This window comes from Flavilitoribacter nigricans DSM 23189 = NBRC 102662 (genome assembly GCF_002646595.1).
In the GTDB taxonomy this organism is placed as follows: Bacteria; Bacteroidota; Bacteroidia; order Chitinophagales; family Saprospiraceae; genus Flavilitoribacter; species Flavilitoribacter nigricans.
Map to the genome: position 1 here is coordinate 476,440 of NZ_PDUD01000017.1, position 26,151 is coordinate 502,590.

Below are 26,151 nucleotides of genomic sequence, written 5' to 3' on the forward strand. Positions count from 1 at the left end.
CACCTGATTTTTATGGTTGGTTTGGAAAGAGAGGTGCAGCGCGCCGTTCTATTTTCCTCTCCCGAAACAGCATGGGAGATACCCTAAGTTAGACACCTCTAGATATTAGTCGAGATAAGGTGCAGAGCACCGCTCTATATCCAACCCAAAAGCTACAAGACCATTCGAGGTGCAGCGCACCGTCCTATCTCCACCCCATAATTAGCATCGAAGATAAGGTAAGACATCAAATGCGGCAGGGGCGATGTACCTGTTTCTTATGGCAAAGATGGGAAAAAGGTGCAGCGCACCGCCATATCTCCAACCCAAAAGCTACAAGACCATTCGAGGTGCAGCGCACCGTCCTATCTCCACCCCACCCGCTCGGGAGCAACCTTAACCGGCGTAAACCGGAAACTTACTCGCCTCACCGTAATCCTTGATCGTTTCCACATTTTTCAGCAACTCCATATCCTCGTCGGAGATCTCAAATGCTACGGCTGCATTGTTTTTCATGTGGGCCGGATTTGCCGTTTTGGGGAGTGGTAGTAAGCCCAGTTCCAGACAGTAACGGATGGCCAGTTGCGGTACCGAAACACCGTATTTTTCCGCCATCCTGGTCACTTCCTCATTTTTCATCAATTCGCCGTGGGCGATCGGGGAATAGGCTTCGGTCAGGATGCCTTTTTCCTGATGATACGCGATGAGTCCTTTCGGCGTATTGCTGATGTGCGCCAGCACCTGATTGACCATCGGTTTGACGGTGCAGGATTCCAGGATATTATCCAGGTCCGCTTTTTCGAAATTGGATAGTCCGATAGCGCGCAGCTTACCGGCCTTATAGGCCTCTTCCAGTGCTCTCCAGGCTTCGCGGTTCCCTTCAAAGTAGGGATCATCGCCCTGGAATTCCTGCCAGGGTTTGGGGCTATGAATGATCATCAGATCGATATAGTCCAGGTCCAGGGCTTTCAGCGAAGCATCGATGGACTTTACCGCCTCTTCGTACGACTTCACTTCGGCCGCCAGTTTGGTGGTAATGAACAGTTCCTCTCTGTCTACGCCACAGGCTTTGATGCCTTTACCTACCCCACTTTCGTTTTGGTAAGCCTGAGCGGTATCGATATGGCGATAACCGATAGCAACCGCATCTTTCACGGCCTGTACGACCTCATCATTACCGATGAACCAGGTTCCGAGCCCTAATTTTGGAATTTCTACGCCGTTGGACAGTTTATATTTTTCCTGTAAAATCATGATGTTAATTTTTTGCTTTTTCTAATGTCTTAATACACTACAAAATTAGGCCCGACGGGCTAGGGGTATATAATGACTATCAAATCAAAACTTAAGAAATTCAAACAACTAAGCATCTTATCACTGGAATAATGCAGTTTCAAAGCCATAACCTATTAATGATTTCAAATAAAGGCCCTGACTTACTGGAATAAGCGCTGTGCAAATATGACTAGGTAATCCCGCCAGTTGTTCCAGGTATGACCGCCTTGCGTTTCATGATATTCGTATTGCATGTCGATACCATCCATTTGCTTGCGGAAATCCGCGTTGCCCTTATAGATCATTTCCATATCATCAATGCCCATCCCCATCCAGTATAATTTGTAGCCATTGTCCCGCTGCCGTTTCAGTTTATCATCTTTGTTCTGGTAAACCGGAGACGTAACGCCGTTGTTTGGCGGTCGAACCCCCAGCGCCGAAGAAAACAGACCGATGTAATCGAAAGTATCCGGATAGTAAAGGGAAATGTTCGCCGTGTGAAAACCGCCCATGGACAGCCCGGCAATGGCCCGGCCCGCTTTGGTATTTTCGGTGCGGTAATTATCCTCCACAAATTTCATGATGTCGCCAAAAGTTGCTTCAAACTGGCCATCCATGGTGTGCGGCAGCATGAAGACCGGTTTCACAAAACCTGCACTGCCCATACCGGGCGCAGCATCCTGAGCGACATTGCCGTTGGTGATCACCACGATCATGGGCTTGGCCTTTCCTTCGGCGATGAGGTTATCCATGATCTGGGCTGCTCTTCCCGATCCCAGCCAGGCCTCCTCATCTCCACCAATGCCGTGGAGCAGGTACAAGACCGGATAATCAGTGGTACTGCTTTCATAACCCGCGGGAGTGTAGACCGCCAAGCGGCGCTTTTTATCGTTACCGGGCGAATTGTACCAACGGTAAGCAACCGTGCCGTGCGGGATCTCATTCACTTTATAAAGATCAGCCTGCCCCCCACCGACAATGAATACGTTGGACAAGTTGCCGACATCTCTAATGGCGTGGGCATTAGCGGGATCAACCGTCCGGACGCCATCCACCGTAAAGTGATAACGGTACATTTCCGACGGCAATTCCGGCGTGGTGAAACTCCAGATCCCGTCCTCCCCTTTTTCCAGGTCGTAAGTGATACTGGCAAAGCCCTTGTCTGCGTCCAGGCTGCCGGTGACGCTTACCTTTTCGGCATCCGGAGCCTTGATCCGAAAGGTTACCGTATGATCCTCGTGGATCTCCGGAGAATTTATCGGATCTTCCCGGAAGATATCCTGTTGGGCGTGAGCGGAGTAGGTTAAAATCCCTAAAAGCAGGGTAAAGTATAGCCGTTTCATGTCTCTTGATTTTCTTTTTGAAATAGAATGTATTTTCTAAAAGCCAATTGAATGGAGTGGGATCATTTTCCGATCCGGTAAAGCCGACCGTTCTCGTGATCCGTAAGCGCATACAAAGCACCGTCGGGTCCCTGCACGACGTGCCGGAACCGCTGCCCCTCTTCCGTCAGTATCCGTTCTTCGCTAATGATCCGCCCCGTTTTTTGGTCGACGACCAGCCGGGCAATATGCATGCCCCGCAGCATCGCTACGAAGAGGTTGTTTTTCCACTCCGGGAGCAGGTTACCGTCGTAAAAGGTCATACCACTCGGTGCGGCAGCCGGATCGTAGTAGTAGACAGGTTGCTGCGTGCCCTCTTTCTCCGTCAGACCGGTTCCGTTGACCGCTCCACCGTTGTACTCCAGACCGAAGGAAACCTCCGGCCAGCCGTAGTTCCCGCCTTTCTGGATGACATTGATCTCATCGCCGCCGCGGGGTCCGTGTTCGGTTTCCCATAACTCACCATTTACCGGATTAAAGGCCAGTCCCTGCGGATTGCGATGCCCGACGGACCAGATCTCCGCCAGGGCCTTATCTTTTCCGGCAAATGGATTCCCCTTCGCCGGCGTACCGTCCTGATTGATGCGGATGATCTTTCCCAGGGCCGAATTCAGTTGCTGTACTTCGGGCCGGCCCGACCGAAATCGATCGCCGAAAGTGACGTATAAGCGACCGTCCTGATCGAAAAGCATACGGGAACCAAAGTGAAACCGTCCACCCCGGGTGGGTTGGATCCGGTAGATGACCTCGACGTTTTCTAATCTGGATGCATCCCGGGATAAGATCCCGTTAGTCACGCAGTTCATGGCATCGCCCTCGGAGGTAGTGACGTACGTCCAGAACACCCGTCTTGAGGTGGCAAAATCCGGCGCGAGTTTAAGGTCGTACATGCCGCCCGATCCCTGGTAGCGCACCGGTGGTACTCCGGCCAGTGGTTGGCTGACCTTTCCGTCTTTGGAGATGATCCGGATGTTTCCCGGTTTTTCACTGACGATCATGCGGCCGTCCGGTAAAAAGTCCAGTCCCCAGGGAAATTCAAGATCATCCGTTATAATCGTCGCGGTGTACGGCGAGGGGGTTCCCACGGTGGGTACGCGCGTTTGTTCTGGGAAGTTCGGTTTTTGTTGCGGAGCTTCCTTTCGACCCTGTTCTACCGGTGGATTGGTCTGCGCCAGAATAGGTCCGTCAATCGTTAAAGCTCCTAATGCGATGAGGATAAAAGAAATATACTGACGTAAAATTGGCATACACGTAAATTTATTGGTTGTGATCGGGCTTTTAAGGACGGTTGCTAAAGCAAATAATCGCAACCTTATTTGGCATATTGTTCATCCGAAACCTGCTCCATCCAGGTAACGACCTCACCGTCTACTTCTTCCTGAATGGCAATATGGCTCATGGCTTTCCCGGGCGCAGCGCCGTGCCAGTGTTTTTCATTGGGTTCAAACCATACCACATCTCCGGGACGGATCTCTTCGATGGGCCCGCCTTCCCGTTGTACCCAGCCTAATCCGGCGGTTACGATCAGGGTCTGACCGGCCGGATGGGTGTGCCAGGCCGTTCTCGCTCCCGGCTCAAAGGTGACCATTGCGCCCCCTGCCTTAGTCACTTCTTTCTTCTGGAATAAAGGGTCTATCCGCACCGAACCGGTGAACCAATCCTGCGGTCCTTTTACGGACGGTAATTTTCCATTTTTGATAATTTCCATAATGTTTTATTTAGTTAGTGTTTCCTTCAATATTCTGGCGGGTACTCCCCCGACCACCGTATTCGGCGGCACATCCCTGTTCACGACCGCTCCGGCCGCTACCACGGCGTTTTCTCCGACCGTTACGCCCGGAAGAATGGTTGCCCCCGCCCCGATCCAGGCATTTTTTTTGATCACCACCGCTGCGGGCACCAGGGTCTTTCGGGTGGCTACCTCCACCGGATGATCTTCGGAGGTAATATTCACCCTCGGCCCGATCATCACATCGTCCTCGATGACGATTCCGCCCAGATCCAGGAAGCTGCAGGCGTGGTTGATAAAGACATTTTTCCCCAGGCTGATGTGGCGGCCGACATTGGTGTGGAACGGTGGAAAGAGGGTCGTACTTTCCTCCACCGGCGTACCGATGATCTCCCCCAGGATGGCCCGTACCTCATCCACATGAGTAGCGGTATTCAAACGGGCCAGCCGGCCGAAGGTCAGATTTACCGCATCCCGGATCTGCCCGTAATCGGGATCAGTCATCGGAACGGCTTCCCCCGACCGCATTCTGGAAAATATATCCTTTGGTGCCATAGCTTTACTTTTTCATTCTTGTTAGTAAAATTCCTGGAAGCAAGCGCTTCGCGGTTCTATTCCTCCGGTGCGGTGCTTTCGTAAGAGGCGGCGATCTCTACCGGCCCGCCGGTATATTGCTGATAATTCGGATAAGAACACAGCAAATAGCCGCGGACCTCCTTATCAGTGCCGATGTTCCCCTCTTCATCGATGACCAGCGTTTTGGCGGGCGCCTGCTCCCGCTCCACCCAGTCGATCAACAGATCAATTTTCTGCAGATGATCGGCGGCGGGAATGGACCTCACCGGTACGGGCTCTCCCTTACCGTTTTCCGAATAACTCCGGCCGAATAGGATGTGGTTGCCGTTCGGAATGACATACAGGCGGGCGAAGCGATCGATTTTTTCTCTACCCATTTCATCCAGCAGGGATTGGTAATAATCCATCTGCGCGCCCGAAGAGGCGATATTGTCAATAGCGCCAATGGTGAAAATGATCTTGCCACCGCGCTCGTGGAACTTTGACAGATCGGGATCGGTACTGTCGAGCCAGCCGGACAATTGTTGCCGCCGCTCTTCCCACGGACCTTCCCGGTAGTCCAGAGGATTGGCGGAAAGATCCTGCATCAGAAATCCCTTTACGCCCAGAATGCCGAGGTGGGTGAACATCGGTGCCTCCGTACCAGCGCCCTCCTGCCCCCGGTAGCGGGCATCAGTGATCAGACCAAACCCATCGGGCTCGGTAGTCGGCGTCCACATCCCAAAGGAGGTAACGCCATTGGCCAGCGGTTGGGGAAAGCGGTAGGAACTGTAGACAAATTCCAGGGTTTCGATCTGTCCATCCGTCAATTTGGCCGCATCCGTCGTATCCGAGGGATTGGGATCCGTATTATTCGGAGCCCGCAATGCCGCCCAGGGATCATCCGGACCTACGCCGTCGTGAACGTTGAAAATTTCCCGTGCATCCACATAATTGCTGATAATGCCGTCCGCCAGGCCATCGAGTTCATCGGTCTGCCGCAGAAATTCGGCGGTAATGGCTTTTACCTTGGCCGTGGGTATCCAGTTCGCTTCCGGCTTTTCCTGGATCCGGATCAGCACCGGACTGAGCATGAGTGTAGAAAAATTCACAATGGGCACGTTGGAGATGATACCTTCGTAATCTTCGGGGTAGCGCTGGGCCACCGTCAGGGCTTCCCGGCCGCCCTGAGAGTTCCCGACGTAGTAATTGTAGGCGGGTTCCGCCCCGTATAATCTCTGCAGGATGACCATGGCCGCATCGTGGGTCTTTTTCATTTGCATGTATCCCAGATTGCGGATAGCTTCGTCGTTCAGCGACCACTCATCCCCGGTGGTGGGGCCGGTAGCCAGCGGTGCCGGTGCCGGCGGTGCTCCCGGCCGGTTCCGGACGGTCTGGTGCCCGGAATCGCTCCCGTACATCGCAAAACCTTTACGGAGCATCGTGGATTTGATCACATTGAACATGCGGTTATTGGCTTCTTCCACCGTTATTACGCCGTTGTTGCCGCCGCCCCCCTGCTGCATGGCCCGTTTTGACCATTTCTCCGGCAACAGTACCCGGAAGTTGATGGGCCATCCGTTAGGGTCCACCGGCAGGATCGAACCTTCTACCACCGCGTGGGCCGGAGTGTTTTCGTCAGCTTCCACCCAGCGCGGAGGGTAGAGTTTGACGGATCCGACCGCTTCGCCGATCTCGTCTACTGGGATGGAAGTGCCAACTTTGCCGATATCGGCGGCGGTAATGGTTACTTCCGCACTGGTGCTCTCCTGCGGTTGGGTTACACAGCTACCCAGCAAAAAGGTAATGATGAGGAAGGAGAAGGTCTTGCTCATGTTTTTTTGTTTTATGGTTTAGACTGGCTTTTGGTGAATGCGACGGATCACCGGAAAAGCAATGGTGCAAATTCCCGCAGATTATGACGCCAGGTGATAAAAGTATGTCCGGCATCGTAAGTATTGGTTTCATACTGTATCCCATACTTATCAAAGATCTTATTGACCTCCAGTCCATTCCGGTAGGCAATATCGCTTTCGCCACCCATGGCGATCCAGAACAGTCGCAGCTTGTTGATCTCCGGATTCTTCAGAGCAGCGGTGTGTTCTTCCTCCAGCAATTTGCGTTGTGCCTCAAAGTAGCCGGTGCTTAGAGGCAGCACGTAGCCAAATTTTTCGGGAGCAAAAAGCGCGATATTCAACGCCTGCAATCCGCCCATGGACAGCCCCGCAAAAGCAGTTTGGTAGCGGTCGTCTTTCACCCGGTATTTCTTCCGGACCAGGGGCAGGATCTCATCGAACAATTGCCGGTAATAAGGATCTTCCTCAACGCCCAGCCCCATAAAAAAGCCTTCGGTCGGATGCCCCATCGGCATCACGATCACCATCGGTTTAGCTTTGTTTTCGGCATAGAGGTTGTCCATGATGAAATTGGCCCGGCCGATTGTCGCCCAGGACGCATCATTGTCTCCACCGCCGTGCTGCAGGACGAGAACCGGAAGCTGCTCTGTCATGCTTTCGTAACCGGGCGGTGTGTAGACGTGGAAACGGGTCATTTTACCGGTAGTGGTCGAATGGAACCATACTTTTTCTACAGTCCCGTGGGGGATATTGAGATTCTGACAATACTCCGAGGCAGTTCCGGGCAGGATGAAATAGTTGGACAGGCTGTTCTCACTTTCCTTGACGAGCGTATTCAGCGGGTCCAAAGTCCGGACGCCATCTACCGTAAAGACGTAGGAGTACGCATCCGCGGGCAGTGGCTGGGTTGTATAAGTCCAGACCCCATCCTCATTTACGGTCATTGCATTTTCCCGGGAAAAAGGGCGGGACGCATCAACCGCTATTCCGGCAAAATCTCCACCTACGGTCACCTGCGTGGCCTTGGGCGCGTAGATACCGAACACCACACTTCCGTCCGGAAGTACCCGGGTAGATTGTAGCGTATCATTCGGAGATGGCGGAGGTCCCGGAGGTTGAGCCGCGACCTGAAACACCAGGAATATCCCGAGCAGGGAGTTGAAGGTTTGTTGTAATTTGCTCATCTTGTTTAAAGTTGAACGGGCATTGCAAGGAACGGCAGTCCGCTTCCCTGAATAGTGGAGGGAGCTTACCGCAAACCGCCCGGGGCCGAATGCCCCGATGCGATCTCAGTCTTTGGTCTATAGGTCATCCGGATCAATTACCGGCGTACGTTTCGTCGGATACCGCTTCCATCCATTCCACGATCCCGTTTTCCGTATTCGGAAGAATGTACATCTGTTGCAAGCCGGTATCCTCGCTGGCACCGTGCCAGTGCCGGACGTTCGGCGGGCACTTTATCACATCACCTTTTTGCATGGTTTCCCGGGGCTGTCCCTCGATCTGGTGGTAGCCCACACCGTCGGTGATGATCAGGATCTGGCCGGCCGGATGCGTGTGCCAGTTACTTCTGGCTCCCGGTTCAAAATAGACATTTCCGATAACAGTCGTATACGTTGAATCCATTCCTACCAGACCGTAATTGTAGGCAGCTCCGGTAAACAGATCCGCCGATCCCCGCTGGCCCTGCGGGAAAATGGCCTGGACTTCGGTGGATGGTGTGGATGATTCGGTTTGCTCCGCAAGCTGTTCCGTACAGGCGAAGAAAAGGGTGCTCGCTAAAAGCAGCATAATGGTTATTGACCTCATGTTGTAAGTATTTTAAATTAAAGCGTGTAAAGGTCAAAATTCGTAGAAACAGCGGTCAATAAATTGCAGAATACAAACGAATAGTTATAAAAATCAAACAGCGGTACGCTATCCGGCATTCCGAAATTTGGAAGCATTCAGCTCCATATGTTTTTTGAAAAAATTGCTGAAATGGGTTACTTCCTTGAATCCCAGGGCAAAAGCGATCTCGGAAATACTCCAGGTCGTGTGCTTCAGCAATACTTTCGATTCTTGTAAAATTCGATCAGCGATCACTTCCGAAGTAGTCTTACTGGTAGTAGACTTGACGGCCCGGTTGAGGCTGTTGACGTGGACGTTCAAGTGCTCGGCAAATTCCGAGGGGGACCTCAGATCGATGGAGAGATGACTGTCGTCAATGGGAAACTGCCGCTCCAGCAATTCCATAAAAAGTCGGGAGATCCGATAAGCCGCATCTACGGAATGATTGAACAGGGAAGTGGAAGGTTCCAGTTTCAACCCGTAGTGGATGAGATCCGAGATCCGGTTCCGGATCACGTCAAATTTATACTTGTAGCCGGAATTGAACTCGGCCTCCATGGCCTCAAATATTTCCTGGATCTCCGCAAACTGCCGATCCGTGAGTTCAAATATGTGATTGCCGCCGGGTTGAAAGATCTCATAATCGGTGAAAGAAGTATTCTGGTGGAAAAATTGCGCATTAAAGATGCAAAACACCCCATCGTACATTTTATCGAGCTGCTCCCATTTGTAGGGGATCAGGGGATTGGAAAAAGCCAGCGCCTGCTTTTTGATCTCGTATACCTTATCCGCAAAATAGACCTGACTGTTTCCCTGCAACAGCATGATCTTATAGAAATCCCGGCGCCGGTACGGCACCGACCGGGCTTTGCCTTCCCGGAAAGGAGCGATCTGGAAGATGTTGAAATGACCAATGTCTTTCCCCAGGTTTTCCGGTAATAATTCAAACTTACGTTTGTAAAATTCTTCCAGTGATTCGACGGAATCCATAGGTTGCTTTATGATGTCATTAAAAAAACGAATCCACTCGGTTTGCATTTCCTGTTCGTTTTGAGCGCGTGGGAGTCGGAAATTCCCGGTCGGCAGAATCACTATTATTGCCCCGATAATTCACCAAAATATGCGCTGTATTCCTCCAAACAAAGAAGCAGATACAAACAGGCATTTCCTAACAAAATTCAAACCGATAATTACAAAATACAAACCGGCGGCCGGCATGCCGTTATTCGTGCATCATTCATCCGCCAGCGCATACCTCACGTAAGCGAACTTGTTGCCTTTCGGATTCCAGGAAGGTACATTGATCGTTCCCTGCCCACCGTAGAAGGCTTCCGTCAGATCGGTTACCGCTTTGGTTTCCAGGTCCAGCAGGCGAAGCTTTACCTGTCGGCCGAAGGGATGCGACTGCTCCTGATCTTCCAGATAGGTGATGATCGTGGCTACCTTGCTACTGGGCGCCGGATGGGCAAACCAGTTGGAATGCTCATCAAAGGTCATTTGCTCCGGGTCGGCACCATCCGGCTTCATGCGCCAGATCTGCATCCGGCCGGAGCGGTAGGAATTAAAATAGATATACTTACCGTCGGCGGAGTATTCCGGACCGTCATCCAGTCCGTCGGTAGTGGTGAGCCGGATCTCTTCTCCCCCATCAACGTGCATTTTATAAACGTCGTAGTTTTCCTCCCGGGGCGCGCAATACACCACATACTGCCCGTCGGGAGAAACGCCGTGCCAGTAACTCGGGGAAAGCGGTGTGATCTGGGTGGGCGTACCTCCTTCCGCCGACACCTTGAAAATAAACGACGACCACCCTTCCACTTCCGGCTTTCCGCTGGAAATGAAGAGGGTTTCACCGTCAAAAGAGTAACCGTGATCATTATTGGCCCGTTGCACAGAGCCGGTGTTCAATACACCCAGTTTTTTTCCCTTTACGCTTACCCGTTCCAGCTTTCCTCCGGAATTGATCAGCAGGTACTTGCCGTCTCTCGACCAGTTGGGCGCTTCGAAGTGGCGTTTTTCTTCCAGGATGAGTTTGGATTTCCCCGATTTGAGGTTGTAAATGTACAGGGAACTGATCACCTGCCTGCCTTCGGGTACCTGGGCGGATAGCAGGAAAGGCAGCAGGAGCGATAAGCAGGTGAGAACGTTTTTCATTACGTAAGCAGTTTAAGTTTCTTGGAAAATTAATGGCAAAAAATGGTTGCAATGGGCAAAGACCAACCCAAATGGAAGCAAATACCGATTCCGGATCAAAGGTCCAGTTGATTGGCACCGCCCTTCAGTTCATGGGTTTTCCCTTTCCACACAAAAGTCCCTCCGATACCTTCCGGCAGCGTGATCGCCGCCTGTAACTTCTCGCCCGACCGCACGTAGGCAACCGATATCGTTCCTGCCGGATGCGGCATCTCTCCGGCAATATTTGCGATGCTCCCCAGATGCGGTGCTATCCGGACCGACTGGAAATTAGGCGCCGCACTCTCGATACCCAGAATAATCCGGAAAAATTCGATATTAGGACTGGAACCCCAGGCGTGACAATCCGAACGGGTCGTTTCCACCTGTGAAGTCTCCCCCCAGGTCGTCAGTCCCAGTTCCATGTTTTTCCGCCAGATATCCAGCCAATCCAGGTAGTCATCACCCAGGCCGGCCTCATTCAGGGCCAGGTGCAGGTAATACTTGAAGTAGATCGAAGCCGGGGCCAGAGACGTATCCGCCAGCATCTGTTCTCCCATAGCCCGTTTATCCGCATCGTCTACCAGGCCGGCCAGGATGGCCAGCGCATTGGCGTGTTGAGAAAATACTTCTTTTTCCGGAGTATCCGCGTACAAATTGCGGGAAGCATCCCAGTATTTGTCTTTGATGGTATGGGTGAGTTGGCCGGCTAGCGTGGTGTACAATTGCACAAATTCTGGTTTGCCGACGTGTTTTTCCAGCGCGATTGCCGATTGTAAGGCGTGCAGCATTTGCAGGTCCAGCGCAGCGGAAGATCCGTCTTCGGCCATAGGCGCCGTGCCGAAGCGCCATTCCGGCACCCAATCCGTATAATTCCAGCCCGGTACATTTTTCAACGATCCGTCCGTATCCAGGTAAGTGATGAAGTAATTGAGGATCTGCCGGGACCCTAGTAATTTACCCTTAACGAAATCCGGATCGGTGCCGTACATCATATAATCGTACAGCATGCTGACGTACCAGAGCGAATAGGTCGGAATCACCTGGTTCTGCCGGTCGGGATACCTGCTCAGGGTATGCCCGTTCGGCTGTCGGGAATAATCCATCAGGTTCAGGGCATTTTTGGCCAGCCGGTCGTCCCCACTATTGTAAAAGGAAACAAAATGCTGGATCCGGGTATCTCCGATGTACTGCAATCGTTCGTAATAGGGACAATCCATGTAGGTATCCACCGCGCACAAGCGGGCCGTGCGCCAGCCAATCTCGAACATATCCGCCAATTCCTCCCGGTCCGAACTCAGTTTGGCCTTCATTTCAAATGGGTAACCGGTGAAGGTGCCGTAAATATCGTCGATGGTCAGGGGTGTCGCATCCGTGTTTACCTGCAGTTCCACGTAGCGGTAAGTCCGGTAAGTGAGCGTGGTGAACAACTGCCGATCCGCCCCGTTGGAAATCAGGCTGTCCTTCCGGCCGGAGATGCTTTTCCCTTCGATGATATCCCGGTTGCCCTTGGCTCCCTTTTCGTCGTATAAGCCTTCGGCGTAGGTCAGCCGGATGGTGCTGTTTTCCCCACCGCTGAACACGAGGGTCAGGTAGGCGTTGGTGAGCATGGTCTGATCGAGCAGAATTTTGGCGCTGGTATTCGCGGGGATCCGGACAGGTACCGCCCGGGCCGGAAAGCCGGCAGGTACCGATACGCCTTCCGCTTTTCTCACTTCCACCAGTCGCTGTTCGCTGAGCTCCATGGACGGTAAGATGGAAGGCACCAGGTTCCAGCCGGCCCGCTGGCGGAAACCGAAACCTCTGGCTTCGGTCTCAAATACTTTCTTGGCCGTTTTCCAGTTGCTGTCGTCAAAGCTGAGTGTGTTCCAGTCGCCCACCTGCTGTCGCATATCGATCAGATCGCCGGCACCGGCAGCGTAGTATCCCCGCACCCGCTGGGCCAGGGGCGTGTAACTCTTATCTTCGGTACATTTCCAGGTTTCGTCGCTGTTGATCACCTGGCTTTGCTCATCCACACCCTGCAGAATGAAGGCCGTTTTCCAGGAGAACTGCGCTACCGCCCGGAGCGATCCCTCATTCCACACTTTAGCGGCGATGATGTTCTGACCCGGCCGGAGATAAGAGGCCAGATCCACCGTTTCGTAATTCCAGTGTTTGATGTCTCCCCAGGCCGGCCCGACGGATACCAGTTGCTCGTTGACGTACAGTTTGTAGCGGTTATCGGCGGACAGGTGCACTTTAAAAGTGTCGGGTACTGCACCGAGCTCCACCGTTTTTCTAAATAAATACAGCCCCGCTTCCTCACCGGCTGCATTCGGAGCGGTAATCCAACTGGCGTTCCAGGGTTCCCCCTGTCGGGAATTACCGAATTGAGCGTGAGCGCTTATTGCCGTGAATAAGATTAGTATGGTTAAAAGTTTATTCATAATTAATTGCTGGTTAACGTTTTGTTGCACGGATTGTAGTGTCTAAAATGGCTTAGTCTAATATAGAGCAAATGCTAAGATAATTTCCCGATCGAACGCCACATTTTCAGTTCCTCCGCGAAGCGATCCTCGATTACCTCACATTCCGTATCGATGCGCATGGTGGCCCGGTTCTTCCGGGTATAAGCCGGCCATGCGGGCACGCCCTCAGCGGCGGGGGTACCGGTACGGGCGAAGGTCGTCCAAAGTTCGGCCATCTGGTGGGAAGCTTTGTAACGATCCGGGCTGCTGCCTCCGAAAAATGAACTTTCCTGTCCGCCTTTTTCGGGCGGTACTTCGTTGTTGAACTTGAATGTAATGTCCATCGCGTGGGGCGTACCCAAGGCGTAATCACTCCCGGGGATCTTCACCTCCGACTTGTAGCCGAAATTATACAGATAGACGGGAGCGCCACCCTGTTTGGTTTTGCGCTCGGCGATCACCACCGATCCCAGTCCCATCATATTGATCGAAGCTACGGCGATGAAAATTTCCGGAGCGGTAGCCTTGGGATTCGCTTTCCGGTAGGTATCGATGATCTTGGGTGTGTCCGTGCCGTACTGCGGTTCCAGTTTCGCCCGCAGTCCGTCAAAGTCGATTTTAGTGAAGCTGACATCCCGGCTTTGCCAGGCAAAGAAGGTATACTCATCCTCATTCCAGCCGACCATCAGGGGCTTATCGCGGGAGATCTTCGGCGCTTTGGGGTCGAACGGATGGTGCGGCAATACCCGCCCGTCAACCACCGGACCGAAACCGGTGGGCAGTTCCGATCCTTTTTTGCGCCGGCCCAGCGATGGCGGCACATTTGGGATCTTCGACTGGACCGCCAGCAGATCGGCCGCGGGTACCTCCAGCAGTTTTCGCCAGTTTTTCGGATCGATATTCAGCTCCTTCAGGACCAGGGCCGTGGTCGCCGCCGCCGCATCGGGCGTGGTCATCCGAACGCCCGGGCCGCTTTCAATAGAGGCTTTATTGAAATAGGGCGCAGCTTCCGGCATGGCGTACAGGCAGGAAGTTTTGGCCCCGCCCCCCGACTCACCGAAGATCATCACGTTGTCCGGATCACCGCCGAATTCGGCGATATTTTCGTGCACCCATTTCAGACCGGCCGTGATATCCAGGGTTCCCATATTCCCCGATCCGGCGTAATCCGGACCGGCTAGTTCATCCAGATAGAGGAAGCCGAGTAAACCCAGCCGGTGATTGGTCTGCACCACCACGACGTCGAAATACCGGGCCAGATTGGCCCCATTCTGCCAGGAGGACGCACCGGAGCCGATGACAAAACCACCGCCGTGACTGTAGAACATGACCGGCCGCTTTTTTCCGTCATTGGCCGGGGTCCAGATATTGAGGAACAGGCAGTCCTCCGCCGGAGCCGGTTCATTCTGCCGGGGCGGCTGCACGGACGGTGGCCCGAATTCCAGGGCTTCCCGTATGCCCCTCCAGGGCTCCAGCGGTGCCGGTCGGCGAAATCTTCTTTCGCCCGATACTTTCCCGGCGTAGGGTATGCCCCGGAAGATGTTAACGCCGTTAGTGCGGGTTCCGCGCACTTTCCCGTAGGCGGTTTCCGCATCTACGAAATCGTTGGCCGTTAGGGGTCGTGCTCCGGTGGGCAACAGGTTTCCCATTCCGGGCATGGCTAATAGAGAGACCGTTGAAAAGGACAGGTCTTTCAGAAAATGTCTCCTCTGCATTATCTATCTTATTGATTCAGTGGATGAATTTCAGCTCAGAATTTAAAGTGGCAAGACAACAAGAACAGTAAATTATTATTCAATAAGGCAGGTCAAATTAAAATAAAGTACGCTTCCAATTTTAGGCAAAACCTAATTTTTTTTATGCAATATCAATCATGGTGTATTTTTTCGGTATTGCTTGGGAGTCAGGGAAGTTTTGCTTTTGAAAAAACGCGAGAAGTCACTTTGACTCATTTTGCCCAGCTTATAGGCGATCTCCCCTATTCCCAGATCCGTTTGCTTTAACAGCACTTTGGCTTCCATTATTTTCATCTCACTGAGCAGGTCCCGGGCGGATTTTCCGGTTGCCGCCTTGACGTATTTATTCAGGTGATTAGGCGTTACGGAAAGATATTCGGCGTATTCAAAAACTTTCGACTTTTCGTACATCAACTCCAAAATGGCTCGTTTGTAACGCATAGTCAGCAAGGCGGCCGGATCTTTAATTTTCTGGTGGTCAGATGATGGGGGATTGGCCAATTTGACCTCCGTGAGCAGCGTGAGCAGGTACAGCGGGATCAACTCAAAGCGTTTATTTTGGTGCTTATCGTATTCCCTTTTGAGCGCTTCCATCAAGCGCACCAATGGTTGACTGTCCGCCACCGGGATGATCGGCTCCGCCGTCAGATCGAAAAATGAAAAGTCCATGTGCAGATCCAGCTGCGGCCGGAGCTGCTGAAATATCCGGGGATGAAAGTGACAGTAAAACCCGGTCGTATCCGGAGCGATGTCCTCAATCGAGGTAGTGACGTTCGCCGCTATAAAAAAAAAGTTGTTGGGTAAGACCTCGTATTGGTTCAGCAGTTTGGATCTGGTAATTTTTCCGCTAGCCACGTACACAAAATAGAAAACGGACCGGCGGTGCGGTAAGATGGGAAGCTTTATGAGGTTCCTGTAATTTTCGATCCGGTCAATATGGAAACTTTCGTACAGATCTTCCGTGGGCTCTTTCCAATCACCGAAAAGGTGGCTGAGCAGCTGCACCGCATCTAATTTTGGGACTTCCGATTTGTTGTCTTTTTTTGGCATGCTGCTCTTGGGCTTCGACGGTGTGGGTCGTGTTGTAAAAGTAAGTAAAATACCGGGATGGCAACGATTTTTGGATGACCGGGATGTGGGAGTGGAAGGGAGGTGTGAGAAACTCTGTTTGTGGGTTGTGTAGCATTACTCTGGTCATTTGGGATATCTTTCCTACGAAAGGCCTGGGAAGAGAGAAATCCAATAGTAGATATAGTTTCTAAATCTATGCGAATCCTATCCCGGTCATCCAATCATCCAGGCAATCCTGGTACGTCATTACCCTTCACTTGACCGGCACCCTATTTTTTCCTAAATTGTCTGTCATCATTCTCTCTGACAACAAAACGTATACATGCAACATCGCGCGCTCACCCACCAGATCATTGGTGCGGCCATGGAAGTACACAGCTTCCTGGGTAATGGATTCCCGGAAGTCATTTACCAACGATCCCTGGCCCACGAACTATCCCTTCGAGGCATTTCCTATGCCAGAGAATTTGAAATGGAGGTCCATTACAAAGAGGCCCATGTAGGTACCCGCCGGGTCGATTTTCTGATTGAAGGTATCATCTCCACTGAACTGAAGGCTGTGATCAAATTGGAAGATGTGCATTTGGCACAAGGACTGAATTATTTGGAGGCCTTAAATTTAGAAGTGGGCTTATTGCTAAATTTCGGCGCCACCAGACTGGAATACAAACGATTATTGAATAAGAAGTATCAACCAATAGCTAAACCACGATAGCCAGGATATTAGGATGGCCAGGATAAGGCATTGACATAGTTGAGTGGAGAACATAAGTTTATCATCAAAGATATCACATCCTGCTTATCCATCAATCCCGGCTATCCTGGTCCGGAGGTAATAGAATAAAATGAAAAAAGCCGCAACCCAATTAAGGATTGCGGCTTTATTCCAGTGCCGAAGGGGGGATCTCTCCCACACCTCTCCAAACTCTTGATTATCAATAAAATAAAAATCCCACAGACAGTCCGTTGTCTGTGGGATTGTATGTGAGGTATAATGAGGTTACCACTTATCATCTTTAGATCTTGCCACAATGTTCTTTTTTATATCATTACCAAATAAGTGGATACTCTTCAAAATCTTATCTTTAACTTTAATCTGAGCTTTATTCAGGTTCTCTTCGTCCGAGAACATTGATTCTGCGGCAACTCTATCTTCTAATCCAAATTGGACCTCAAAATTGTATAATTGATACCGATATCGATTGTCTTTCATTTCAAGCTTCAAAGAATGCCAAACCTTATATTCAAAAGCAGTGCCTAAATGCTCGATCCATATTGTGAATAAACCTTCTACTAAGATCATCCCCAATTCTTTATCCTCCAATTCAATCACCTTATCCAGGTTTCCGTAGGTGTCTGCTAAGTATTCTTTACTTAAAGTGAATATATTCGATGCGGTCAGTCCTTCCACAGGTACTACTTCACTATACAAAATTTTGCCCTCATCACTCCTGGCGAACTTTTGCTCCGAAAAACTATGTTCAATAATTTCTTTAAACATCCGGATCGGCGATCGCCGCAGTTCATCCTCCTTCCCCAATAGATAATACTTCAAGTCCCCTCCTTCCCTGTCCACAATTTCAGCTTCGGCCAGCTGGCCAGACTTCAGGATAAGGGTATCCGGAGCAGACGGCTGGACGACCTGGCTAAAACTTAGGGTAGACATCAAAAGAGCAGCAATAATAATTGAGGTTTTCATCATGTATTTTTTTTGAAAAAGAAATTCCCATCACCTACCGGCGTCCCTTCTAAATACTTCATGGACCAGATCTGTTTTTGACTACGAACTACTACCCTAACCCTGTGGTAGCTTTTGTTTTTTCCCCTTCTTCATTTTCTCAAAGTCTGCTTCCAATTTGCGGAGGATTGTGTGCAGTTTTTCATAGTCGTCCTTTTTGGACTTTTGTTTTGCCATATCCAGGGCTTTGCGCGTGAAAGTAACCTGGTGAAAGGTCGCAATTATAGTATCATCAAGTTACTCGTTCCTAAAATCATCAAAGTCGTTTGAAAGTTTCTCTAGTCTTTGTAGTAGGTCCTGGTATTGGGTTTGGGTTATAGTAGATTGGGGTTCTTTTAACTGCTTCGATTCACTTTTTCGAAGCAACATTTCTCCATCCCCTCTTATCAGCCATTCACAGCTCACATCTGGGAATTCACGAAGGATATTGAATACAACTTTTGCGCCTACTGGCTTGATGTTTCTAACTGTCACACTTATAGTCGATTCAGACACTCCAATTTTTTCGGCAAATTCCTGCTGCTCCAATTGGTAATAGTCAATGATTCCCTTTATCCGTTGATTTATTTCCACACTTTTTGGGACTTTATTCGATTTAGTAAATCGAAACCTTGTTTAATTCGAAAAAGTAAAGTATGTTTGTTCGTGTTACGAACTTTTATTGTTCGTTGGGCGAACATATTAAGAAGTGAATTTAAGTAAAGTGACGGAGATATTAAAGTATACCATCAAGGAAAAGATCACCGAAAAGGTAGAATCTACGGAGCCTAAACTCGATAAGAGTGCATTCGTGCGTAGCATTTGCAGTCGATTGAATATCAGTGAAAGCCAGTTTCGTAAGATTCAAAATTATAAACTGGGTGAAGTAAGTGAGATCAGCGCCTGGCAAATGAAAGTGATTGCAGAATCATTAGACTGCGCAATGGAAGATCTCTTCACCCCGATCGAAGAACAACAGCCGGAAGCGGCTTGAAGATACAAGAGTTAGGTTTTTGATTAGGCAATACCTTGAGTAAGCCGGGTGTCCCCTCCCCCGGTTTTTTGAAGAAGTAAAAGATGGACGGTGTCCGAAAGCGGGCACCAGGAACATAGCACCCGGCGGATGGAAGGAGGTAAGTAAAGCCGGGTGCCTTTTGAATGGCTTTAATGAGGTCTCACCAGCAGACTGCATAATACAATCCAATCCTGCTGCACCGACGGGTGCAGCAGCTTTTTGACCGGAAGTAAATTTGTTTCATGTGAAGAACCCCCGGGCTCTATAGAGCGCTGAGCCTGGGGTTTTTGAAACGAATCCACGAATATAACTGGGGTTTAGTTTTATTTCCAGGCCGGCCCGATGGGTCGGCCTTTTTTACCACGCATGAGATTTATGATTTGTATACCATGAGGCTCCCCTATTCGAGACGGGGAGCTTCTTTCACTCAAAAAATTATAATTGCCATGGAAATCGTTTGGCTCATCATCATCGGAAGTATACTCACCGCCTTCTTCAATCGGCGGGAAGATCCTATTGAGCAGCTTCCGGAAAAGAAATTTGATAAGGTAACCTGGAAGGAATACCGGTACGGTGGTCCTCCGAAAGAATAAAGCCCCTTACCGGTAGGACGGCAAGAGGCTTGTTTGCAACAACACCGGCAGGGCCGGTATCATTAACATTTCGAATTCAAATATCATGAAAAAAACAGAAAATTCAAAGGGTAACGTTTTAAACAACCCGAAATTTGAGATAGTAGTTCTCTGGATCCAGGCGCATATCGGCCAGTTGATCGTGTTTTTATTGGGCGCTACTTACTTCAGCACTGCCTTGATGATCGCCGTATCCCTACAGGATGCGCTGCTCACCCTGGGCCCTACCCTATCCTGGATAGTGGCTGCACCAATGGCTTTGTTTGGCCAGATGATACGTGGCAGTCTGGTCTATTTCAATCAGGCCAACCCCTACCGGATCAGTAAGATGTGGGAATACCTGGGCATGGTATTCGCTTTTGTGCTCACCGTGTGGGCCTGCTATGAAGTACATCACTTATTCAGCAGTCAGGGTATCGGAGATGCGGCCCAGATCAGTGCCATCGGGTTTATCGTTGCCGGGTTCTTCCTGGAAGCTTACTTCCTGGGAGAGATCAACCGCACCAACCGAAGCGTGCTGGTAGCCAATCCGGATATGATCCAGCAAGTGATCGATTACGAGCGGGAATATGCCGATCTACAGATTGCCATCGGCGAAGCAAAGATTGAGTTGGAATATGCGAAGAGAGATAGATTGAGTGGGGCCCTGCGAAAAAGACAACCGACATCTGCTCCGAAGCAGGCCCCTACCCCACTGATCGAAGAGCACACCCACGAACCAGAGGAAGAAGCAGAAGACGTGATCAGTGAACCCCTATTTAGTTTTTCAACGAATGGCAACGGCCATGTAAAAAACTGATCGAGGTCGGGTTCGATGATCTGGAAATCGAGCCCGACCTGATCCGATGTTGCCTCTGGTGCAACGTCAATATCGAACACCGACGATCAAACAGTTTGTTTTGCACAGATGCCCATCGAATGAACTTTTATAGTCACCGAAGGGAGGAATACAAAACCAGATCACGGAAGGAAATACACGAAAACAGCCGCAAAATAGACCTGTTGAAAAGATTGAACTGATGTTTTTAAGAAGCTGAAAAACAAGTATTTACAAAATCGGCGAAGCGTCGCCCTAAGCGTACTTAATTCTATGAGAATCAATGACTTATCCGATGTACAAAAAAAGGATGGCTTTGTAGTCAAAAAGGAAGAGTGGAAATTCTACCTGGACGGCTTCAAAGACCTGCTCAAAAGAGTTGAAACAATCGGTGTCAAGCAGGAACGCTTAAAGCAATACTTGAATCAGTCGGCCACCATCGTAGAGCAGGCCAAGAACAACGGAACCATATCTTTTCAAGACGGGCTGATCATCACCGAAACCCTTTGTGCTTCCATCCATTTTCTGGATGCCGGTGTACAAAGGTGGGTGAAAGGAGAAGGGGATGATATCGATGTGCGGCTATGTCTACACCACAGGAAATATTTGGTCTACCTACTTTTTCAAATATCAACGTACCAGGCCAAACCGATATACGAGCAGCTACTACAGTAATTAATAATAGGAGAGCGGCTATTTCACCCCCCAGCTGCCTCCCGGGCTTTAGACTACTACATACCAAATCACTCAAGTAAATTTTTATTGGATCTGCATCCGATCTGGGTGTGCTATTAATCATCGTTTTTCTCCGCTGACCAATGCCGGAGGAAGCCCAAGAACATTTTATGTTATCGACACCAGTTTATATACCGAAAGAAACTGCCGAGAAGATCAAGGACGCCGCCGTGCTGACTGACATCGTGCAGGACTTCGCCGTGCTCAAAAAACAGGGGAGCAGCATGGTGGGGGATTGTCCGCACTGCCACGCCAAGAAATTCACACTGACTCCGGGGAAGAAGATCTACAAATGTTTCAGCGGATGTGAGAAAGGCGGCAACAATGCCGTGCAGTTTCTCACCGAGATGATTGGTAAGACCTATCAGGAAGCGCTGCTGTACCTAGCCGATCGCTACAATATCGCCATCACTGAAGAAAAAAAGACGAAGGCCACGAAGGCCAAGAACCGGAAAATGAAATTTCGGGACCAACAATTGCGTGACTCCGGAATATCGGAGAAGGAGCAAAAGTGGTTCCTGCATAAGAACGACGCCAATGCTACCCAGGTAGAAGCCGACCGGTACCAGGCTGCCAGCATAGATCGGAATTGGAATGTAGTAGCCGGAGATGATATGGTGCTGCATTACCTGGGGCTCGATGGCCAGCCGATCAAGTACAAAGCGAATGGTGCCCGGGAACAGATGCTCATCCGGGTGCGCTGGGCCAATCCGGATCTACACCGAAGTAAGGATGGTAACCCGATGAAATACCAGAGCCCTTACGGATCCGGCTCGCACTTGTGGTTGCCGAACCTCATTATCAAGGCTGTGAAGCAGGAGCAGATTATTGAGACCCTGTACATCTGCGAAGGAGAGAAGAAGGCTGATAAGATGTGCCTGCACGGTATGCCGGCAGTAGGAGTGATGGGCATCCACAATTTCGCTACGGCTAACAGTATGCCTGCGGTCTTTGAGCAGATCATCAAGAAGTGTGCCGTCGCCAACGTCATGTTCGTCCTCGATGCCGACTGGCAGGATATCAGCGTCAAGAACGGTAAGCCCGCGGACACCAGGCCAAAGACCTTCTTTAAGGCCGTGATGAAGTTCCGGGATTACTTCTACAGTTATTCCGGATCAGGGGTATACCTCAATATCTATTTTGGCTACGGCAAGAACAAAGCCTTTAAGGGTATGGATGACGTGCTGGTGCGCGAACTGAAAGAGAAAGAGGCCCAGCTGGCGGAAGACTTCAAAGCTGCGATGATTGATCGAGAGGGGAGTGGAGAGCACGTACAAGTGCATAAGATCACCGAGATGAGTGATTACAAATTGAAGGAGTTCTGGTACCTGCACAGCAATCCGGCCTTCCTCAACCACTACCGGGAAGAACTTAAAGGTCTACACGAATTCAAGCTGGGCCGCTTGCGCTGGAGATACAACGAGAATGAGGATAAGTTTGAATTGGCTCAGAAGATACTGCCGCACGAACAGTACTGGACCAAAGAAGAATGGGAAGACCGGGGTGGAAATAACCGGGTGAAATATGTCTTCAACTATACCAACTGCCGGCACTTCCTGCGCAATAGGGGATACGGCCTGTATGAACACCAGCCGGACCAGTTCCGCTTCATCCACGTAGATAGCAAGATCGTGAAGGAAACCACAGCGCAGAAGATCCGCCGCTACGTGATGGAATTCACCGAAGAGATCGAAGAGAAAGATGTGCTGGAAGTACTGCTCCGCGGCGGCAAACAGTACCTGGGGCCGGATAAACTGAGTGATATGTACCAGCGTGATCTCCAATTTATGCAGAGCGATAAGGATTGCATGTTTCTGTTTTTCAAGACCACCTACTGGAAGATCACGGCTAATGATATCGAACAGCGGCCGCTCAGCGAACTACCACACTACGTATGGAAGGATAAGATCAACGACTTTGAGCCCACCTATATCGGTAAGCCCATGGTGGAAGTGACGCATGAGGATAAAAAGTGGAAGCTTAAAATAGCGGACGAAGGCAAAGCCTGTGACATGCTGCAATTCTATAACAACACCAGCATGTTCCACTGGAAAAAGCTACAGAAGCTGGCGGAAGACGACGGCAAAAAGTATTACGATCTGAAAAGCAATACGGAAGAAATCACTCCGCAAGATATCCAGCTACACCGGTCGCACCTGGTCACCAAGATGATTGCCGCCGGATATGTGATGCACGATTACCGGGATTATGCCAATATGAAAGCAATTGTCTGTATGGATGGCATCGAAAGCGAAGTAGGCCGCAGTCAGGGCGGTACTGGTAAAAGTCTTTGGAGTTTGCAGTTTGAACAACTGGTGCCCACGGAAGTAGTGGACGGTAAGAAAAAGAATATTGAAGATGATAACCACCTGTATGAACTGGTGGATGAACGTACGCACCTAATCATCTTTGATGATGTACGGGTAAATTTCCCTTTTGAATGGCTGTTCTCCCAGATCACCCGGGGCGTAGAGGTAAACCCGAAAGGAGAGCGCCGGACGAAGTTGCCGCCGAAGAAGTTCATCATCAATACCAACCACGCCATCAATGGCGAAGGTAACAGCTTCCGCCGGCGCCAGTACCCGATCGCGTTCAGCGACTACTACAACCAGTACCGCACGGTAGGGGATGACTTCGGCTACCAGCTTTTCCACGAATGGGACAACCGGCAGTGGAACCTGTTCTACAATTTCATTGCCACCTGCATCCAGGTATACCTCCAGTTCGGTCTGGATCACCGCATTCCGGAAGAAGATATCGAGCGCCGCCGGCAGCGCCAGAATATGGGTGAGAAGTTCCTGGACTGGGCCAACCTGGTATTCGATCAAGAGCCCGACCATACCGGTGATCCGATCGGCATCTTCCTGAACAAAACCTGCGAGCGCAACTACCTATATGGGAAGTTCCTGGATGCGTTCCCGAGCGAACGCCGGTACTGCGACAGTCGGCAGTTTAAGGAAAAGCTACAGGTATACTGCGAGTACGCCGGGCTGGCATATAATCCCACCGCCAAGAATGACCGGCTACGCATTAAGAGCAACGGAAAGGAATATTTCCTGCTGACGAATAACCAATTCGACGCCAGCCGGAAAGCCAGCTACATCGACAATGACGACGATCTGAGAGGCATGAATTTACCTTTCAATAAATAACACTCAAATGAAAAACATCTTAAAAGCCTTCGGGGATCTCAGTATCATCGGCGTAGTACTCGCCGGATTCCTGATCGCTATAAACCTGATTTGGGGAGACAAGGCCCCGGCCTTCGTCCCTGAACCACAAACAGAAACCATCATGGGAACCTTCAAAAGATCAGATTTCAATCTCACCGCAGAAGATTTCGTGAAAGAACTCACCCGGGAGCTGACCATGCGTCAGGCGGTGTATACCAAGCAAACCCAACAGAAAAAACTAAGCCCCAAGGAAGCTGCCAAAAGATATCTGATTATTCAGGAGCTAAAGGAAGTAATGGAGCTGGCCGGTACCCGCGGCCTCCGGATCCAGGACATCAAACAAATGATCCAGGATACGGAGATCAAAGCCAAGGTCAATCAGGGGAGTATGTTCAACAACGACCAATACCCCCGATAAGAATAAACCAATTTTTTTTTCAATCCTGCGAGTGGTTGTAGCCCGTCCCCTCCGGGCTGCTTTTCGCAGATCAAAAACTTCAAGTACCAATGGAAAAGATGTTAGAAACCAAGTTGGCTGAAAAGCTGGACATCCCAAAAACAGAGGCGGACCGACTCGTGAACGCCGTGAAGGACGTCCTGATAGAGTGTATCCAGGAGGATAAGAACTTTCGCCTGGACGGCATCGGTAGCTTCAATACCAGTCTTCGTAAAGAACGCTTCGGCCGCAATCCAAAGACCGGTGAAACGCTAATCATCCCGGAAGCCTGGGTGGTAAATTTCAAACCCTACAAGCGGCTGAAAGAAGCTGTGAATTCGTAACCCTATTCCCTAACGTAAGAACGGGCTACCATGCCCGGCAGCCCGTTCTAAAATACTGTGTCAAATGAATACCACAAATCTAAAGATTTTAGATGTAAACCGGAAGGACCGCCACCAAGTTGCCGCCGGCCGAAAGCAACTCGACCAGATACGAAAATCCGCTAAACTGCAGCAGTCGCTTCGCCAGCACATTGCCTACGGGGTGCCGGTGAATTGCATTGGTCCTAAGTTCGGAATCACTACCGAGCAGTGTTGGACTATTCTTCGGGAACTGGAAATTATATAACTCATGATCTACGTATTGCACACGGCTAATCTGATTCACATCCATTCCACCGGCCCGCACCTGCTGGTATCGTATCGGTGGGAGAGTGGTGGGAAGATTGGGTTTGGATTGGTGCTGAATTGATTTACTCACACTCAAATAGATTGAAATGAAAGTAGGATACGCAAGGGTAAGTACCGGAGAGCAACACTTGGAACAGCAAATAGAAGCGCTCAAGGCTGCTGGTTGCGAAGAAATATTCCAGGAGAAAGTAAGTGGTGTGAAGTCTAAGCGGCCACAACTGGAAGCTTTGAAACGGCATATTAGACGTGGAGATAAAGTGTATGTATGGAAGCTGGACAGGCTAGGCCGCTCAATCATCGAGCTAACGACTATAGTAACTGAATGGAGAAAAAAAGGCATTGACTTTTACAGTGTATCCGATAATACGCAATTCGATGATACTGCGGGTGGCAAACTCTTTTTTCATATGATGGCAGCCTTTGCGGAATTTGAACGCAATCTGATCAGCGAACGCACCAAAGCAGGATTGCAACGCGCAAAAAAGCAGGGACGTGTTGGCGGCCGGCCAAAAGGATTGTCAAAAAAGTCTAAGCAAAAAGCAGTAGTAACTGCTGGTCTATACCTGAACAGCAACATGAGTATTACGGAGATATCCGAACATTTGGAAATTGCCAGGTCTACCATATATAGATATTTAGACCACATGGAGGTGGATTATGAAAAGCGTAGCAAAAAACGTGAAAAGAAGCCTCAAAAACAGACTAATTAAAGGGGAGCGTTTTTGCTACACTTTTTACTGTAATGATGAATTCTCCCCTGTTTGGGGATTTTTAAAAATTAAATGGACGTTTTATGAGACTAGCTTGGTTTAGCGCGGGAATTACTTCGACGGTGGCGTGTAAGCTAGCCTTAGAGCAATTCGATGACGTACAGATATATTACATCGAAACCGGCGCAC

At 50.2% G+C, this 26,151-nt stretch carries 25 protein-coding genes; 9 read left to right on the top strand and 16 right to left on the bottom strand.

All coding sequences use genetic code 11. The features are described from left to right. Positions 1-375: 375 nt before the first annotated feature. From CRP01_RS11025 to CRP01_RS11085, 13 genes are all read right to left on the bottom strand, one after another. Positions 376-1,233 carry an aldo/keto reductase gene (locus tag CRP01_RS11025; protein ID WP_099150073.1) on the bottom strand — a complete coding sequence of 286 codons (858 nt, stop codon included), beginning with the start codon at positions 1,231-1,233 and terminating at the stop codon, positions 376-378. A 182-nt stretch (positions 1,234-1,415) separates the two neighbouring features. After that, complete coding sequence (locus CRP01_RS11030) at positions 1,416-2,597, bottom strand: esterase (protein WP_099150074.1); 1,182 nt, start codon at positions 2,595-2,597, stop codon at positions 1,416-1,418. A gap of 62 nt (positions 2,598-2,659) precedes the next feature. After that, complete coding sequence (locus CRP01_RS11035; RefSeq protein WP_099150075.1) at positions 2,660-3,883, bottom strand: PQQ-dependent sugar dehydrogenase; 1,224 nt, start codon at positions 3,881-3,883, stop codon at positions 2,660-2,662. Between the two features lie 65 nt (positions 3,884-3,948). After that, a complete protein-coding gene (locus CRP01_RS11040) occupies positions 3,949-4,344 on the bottom strand; it encodes a (R)-mandelonitrile lyase (RefSeq protein ID WP_099150076.1) in 396 nt (131 codons plus the stop codon). 6 nt (positions 4,345-4,350) lie between these two features. Further along, positions 4,351-4,920, bottom strand: coding sequence for a DapH/DapD/GlmU-related protein (locus CRP01_RS11045; RefSeq protein WP_170110321.1), 570 nt, complete (start codon positions 4,918-4,920; stop codon positions 4,351-4,353). A gap of 56 nt (positions 4,921-4,976) precedes the next feature. Further along, positions 4,977-6,755 (bottom strand): tannase/feruloyl esterase family alpha/beta hydrolase, encoded by a 1,779-nt coding sequence (locus tag CRP01_RS11050; protein ID WP_099150077.1) that lies wholly within the window; start codon positions 6,753-6,755, stop codon positions 4,977-4,979. Positions 6,756-6,802: 47 nt separating this feature from the next. Next, positions 6,803-7,960 carry an esterase gene (locus CRP01_RS11055; RefSeq protein ID WP_099150078.1) on the bottom strand — a complete coding sequence of 386 codons (1,158 nt, stop codon included), beginning with the start codon at positions 7,958-7,960 and terminating at the stop codon, positions 6,803-6,805. Positions 7,961-8,093: 133 nt separating this feature from the next. Next, positions 8,094-8,585 (bottom strand): cupin domain-containing protein, encoded by a 492-nt coding sequence (locus CRP01_RS11060; RefSeq protein ID WP_099150079.1) that lies wholly within the window; start codon positions 8,583-8,585, stop codon positions 8,094-8,096. Positions 8,586-8,693: 108 nt separating this feature from the next. Beyond that, positions 8,694-9,596 (bottom strand): helix-turn-helix domain-containing protein, encoded by a 903-nt coding sequence (locus tag CRP01_RS11065; RefSeq protein ID WP_099150123.1) that lies wholly within the window; start codon positions 9,594-9,596, stop codon positions 8,694-8,696. Positions 9,597-9,839: 243 nt separating this feature from the next. Continuing rightward, positions 9,840-10,760 carry a TolB family protein gene (locus tag CRP01_RS11070; RefSeq protein WP_099150080.1) on the bottom strand — a complete coding sequence of 307 codons (921 nt, stop codon included), beginning with the start codon at positions 10,758-10,760 and terminating at the stop codon, positions 9,840-9,842. A 95-nt stretch (positions 10,761-10,855) separates the two neighbouring features. Next, positions 10,856-13,207, bottom strand: coding sequence for an alpha-L-rhamnosidase-related protein (locus CRP01_RS11075; RefSeq protein ID WP_099150081.1), 2,352 nt, complete (start codon positions 13,205-13,207; stop codon positions 10,856-10,858). Between the two features lie 74 nt (positions 13,208-13,281). Then, the gene (locus CRP01_RS11080) at positions 13,282-14,943 is read right to left on the bottom strand and encodes a carboxylesterase/lipase family protein (protein ID WP_099150082.1); all 1,662 of its coding nucleotides are present in this window, start codon (positions 14,941-14,943) and stop codon (positions 13,282-13,284) included. Between the two features lie 156 nt (positions 14,944-15,099). After that, positions 15,100-16,014, bottom strand: coding sequence for a helix-turn-helix domain-containing protein (locus CRP01_RS11085; protein ID WP_099150083.1), 915 nt, complete (start codon positions 16,012-16,014; stop codon positions 15,100-15,102). Between the two features lie 343 nt (positions 16,015-16,357). Here CRP01_RS11085 and CRP01_RS11090 point away from each other — a divergent pair, with 343 nt between their 5' ends. Beyond that, positions 16,358-16,750 carry a GxxExxY protein gene (locus CRP01_RS11090; protein WP_099150084.1) on the top strand — a complete coding sequence of 131 codons (393 nt, stop codon included), beginning with the start codon at positions 16,358-16,360 and terminating at the stop codon, positions 16,748-16,750. A 285-nt stretch (positions 16,751-17,035) separates the two neighbouring features. On the opposite strand, the gene CRP01_RS11095 is transcribed toward CRP01_RS11090, so the two are convergent. Then, entirely contained in the window at positions 17,036-17,737 is a 702-nt protein-coding gene (locus CRP01_RS11095) for a DUF4468 domain-containing protein (RefSeq protein ID WP_099150085.1), read from the bottom strand. A gap of 273 nt (positions 17,738-18,010) precedes the next feature. Next, on the bottom strand, positions 18,011-18,346 hold the full coding sequence (locus tag CRP01_RS11100) for a helix-turn-helix domain-containing protein (protein ID WP_099150086.1): 336 nt from the start codon (positions 18,344-18,346) through the stop codon (positions 18,011-18,013). A gap of 130 nt (positions 18,347-18,476) precedes the next feature. On the opposite strand from CRP01_RS11100, the gene CRP01_RS11105 reads away from it, so the two are divergent. The 7 genes from CRP01_RS11105 to CRP01_RS11130 all read left to right on the top strand — a co-directional run bounded on the left by CRP01_RS11105 (position 18,477) and on the right by CRP01_RS11130 (position 24,904). Then, complete coding sequence (locus tag CRP01_RS11105) at positions 18,477-18,746, top strand: hypothetical protein (protein ID WP_099150087.1); 270 nt, start codon at positions 18,477-18,479, stop codon at positions 18,744-18,746. Positions 18,747-19,213: 467 nt separating this feature from the next. Then, positions 19,214-19,360 (top strand): hypothetical protein, encoded by a 147-nt coding sequence (locus CRP01_RS42260; protein ID WP_170110322.1) that lies wholly within the window; start codon positions 19,214-19,216, stop codon positions 19,358-19,360. Positions 19,361-19,445: 85 nt separating this feature from the next. After that, a complete protein-coding gene (locus CRP01_RS11110; protein ID WP_099150088.1) occupies positions 19,446-20,198 on the top strand; it encodes a hypothetical protein in 753 nt (250 codons plus the stop codon). A 291-nt stretch (positions 20,199-20,489) separates the two neighbouring features. After that, on the top strand, positions 20,490-20,891 hold the full coding sequence (locus tag CRP01_RS11115) for a hypothetical protein (RefSeq protein ID WP_099150089.1): 402 nt from the start codon (positions 20,490-20,492) through the stop codon (positions 20,889-20,891). Positions 20,892-21,061: 170 nt separating this feature from the next. Beyond that, positions 21,062-24,103 (top strand): CHC2 zinc finger domain-containing protein, encoded by a 3,042-nt coding sequence (locus tag CRP01_RS11120; RefSeq protein ID WP_170110323.1) that lies wholly within the window; start codon positions 21,062-21,064, stop codon positions 24,101-24,103. 7 nt (positions 24,104-24,110) lie between these two features. After that, positions 24,111-24,542, top strand: a complete 432-nt coding sequence (locus CRP01_RS11125; protein ID WP_099150091.1) for a hypothetical protein — start codon at positions 24,111-24,113, stop codon at positions 24,540-24,542. A gap of 89 nt (positions 24,543-24,631) precedes the next feature. Continuing rightward, entirely contained in the window at positions 24,632-24,904 is a 273-nt protein-coding gene (locus CRP01_RS11130) for an HU family DNA-binding protein (RefSeq protein WP_099150092.1), read from the top strand. 88 nt (positions 24,905-24,992) lie between these two features. Here CRP01_RS11130 and CRP01_RS41860 read toward each other — a convergent pair whose 3' ends face one another. Next, on the bottom strand, positions 24,993-25,322 hold the full coding sequence (locus tag CRP01_RS41860; protein ID WP_143473350.1) for a hypothetical protein: 330 nt from the start codon (positions 25,320-25,322) through the stop codon (positions 24,993-24,995). A gap of 16 nt (positions 25,323-25,338) precedes the next feature. Between CRP01_RS41860 and CRP01_RS11140 the strand changes: the two genes are divergently transcribed. Then, positions 25,339-25,962: a recombinase family protein gene (locus CRP01_RS11140; protein ID WP_099150094.1), complete on the top strand. Its 624-nt coding sequence runs from the start codon at positions 25,339-25,341 to the stop codon at positions 25,960-25,962. The last annotated feature ends 189 nt before the right edge of the window (positions 25,963-26,151 follow it).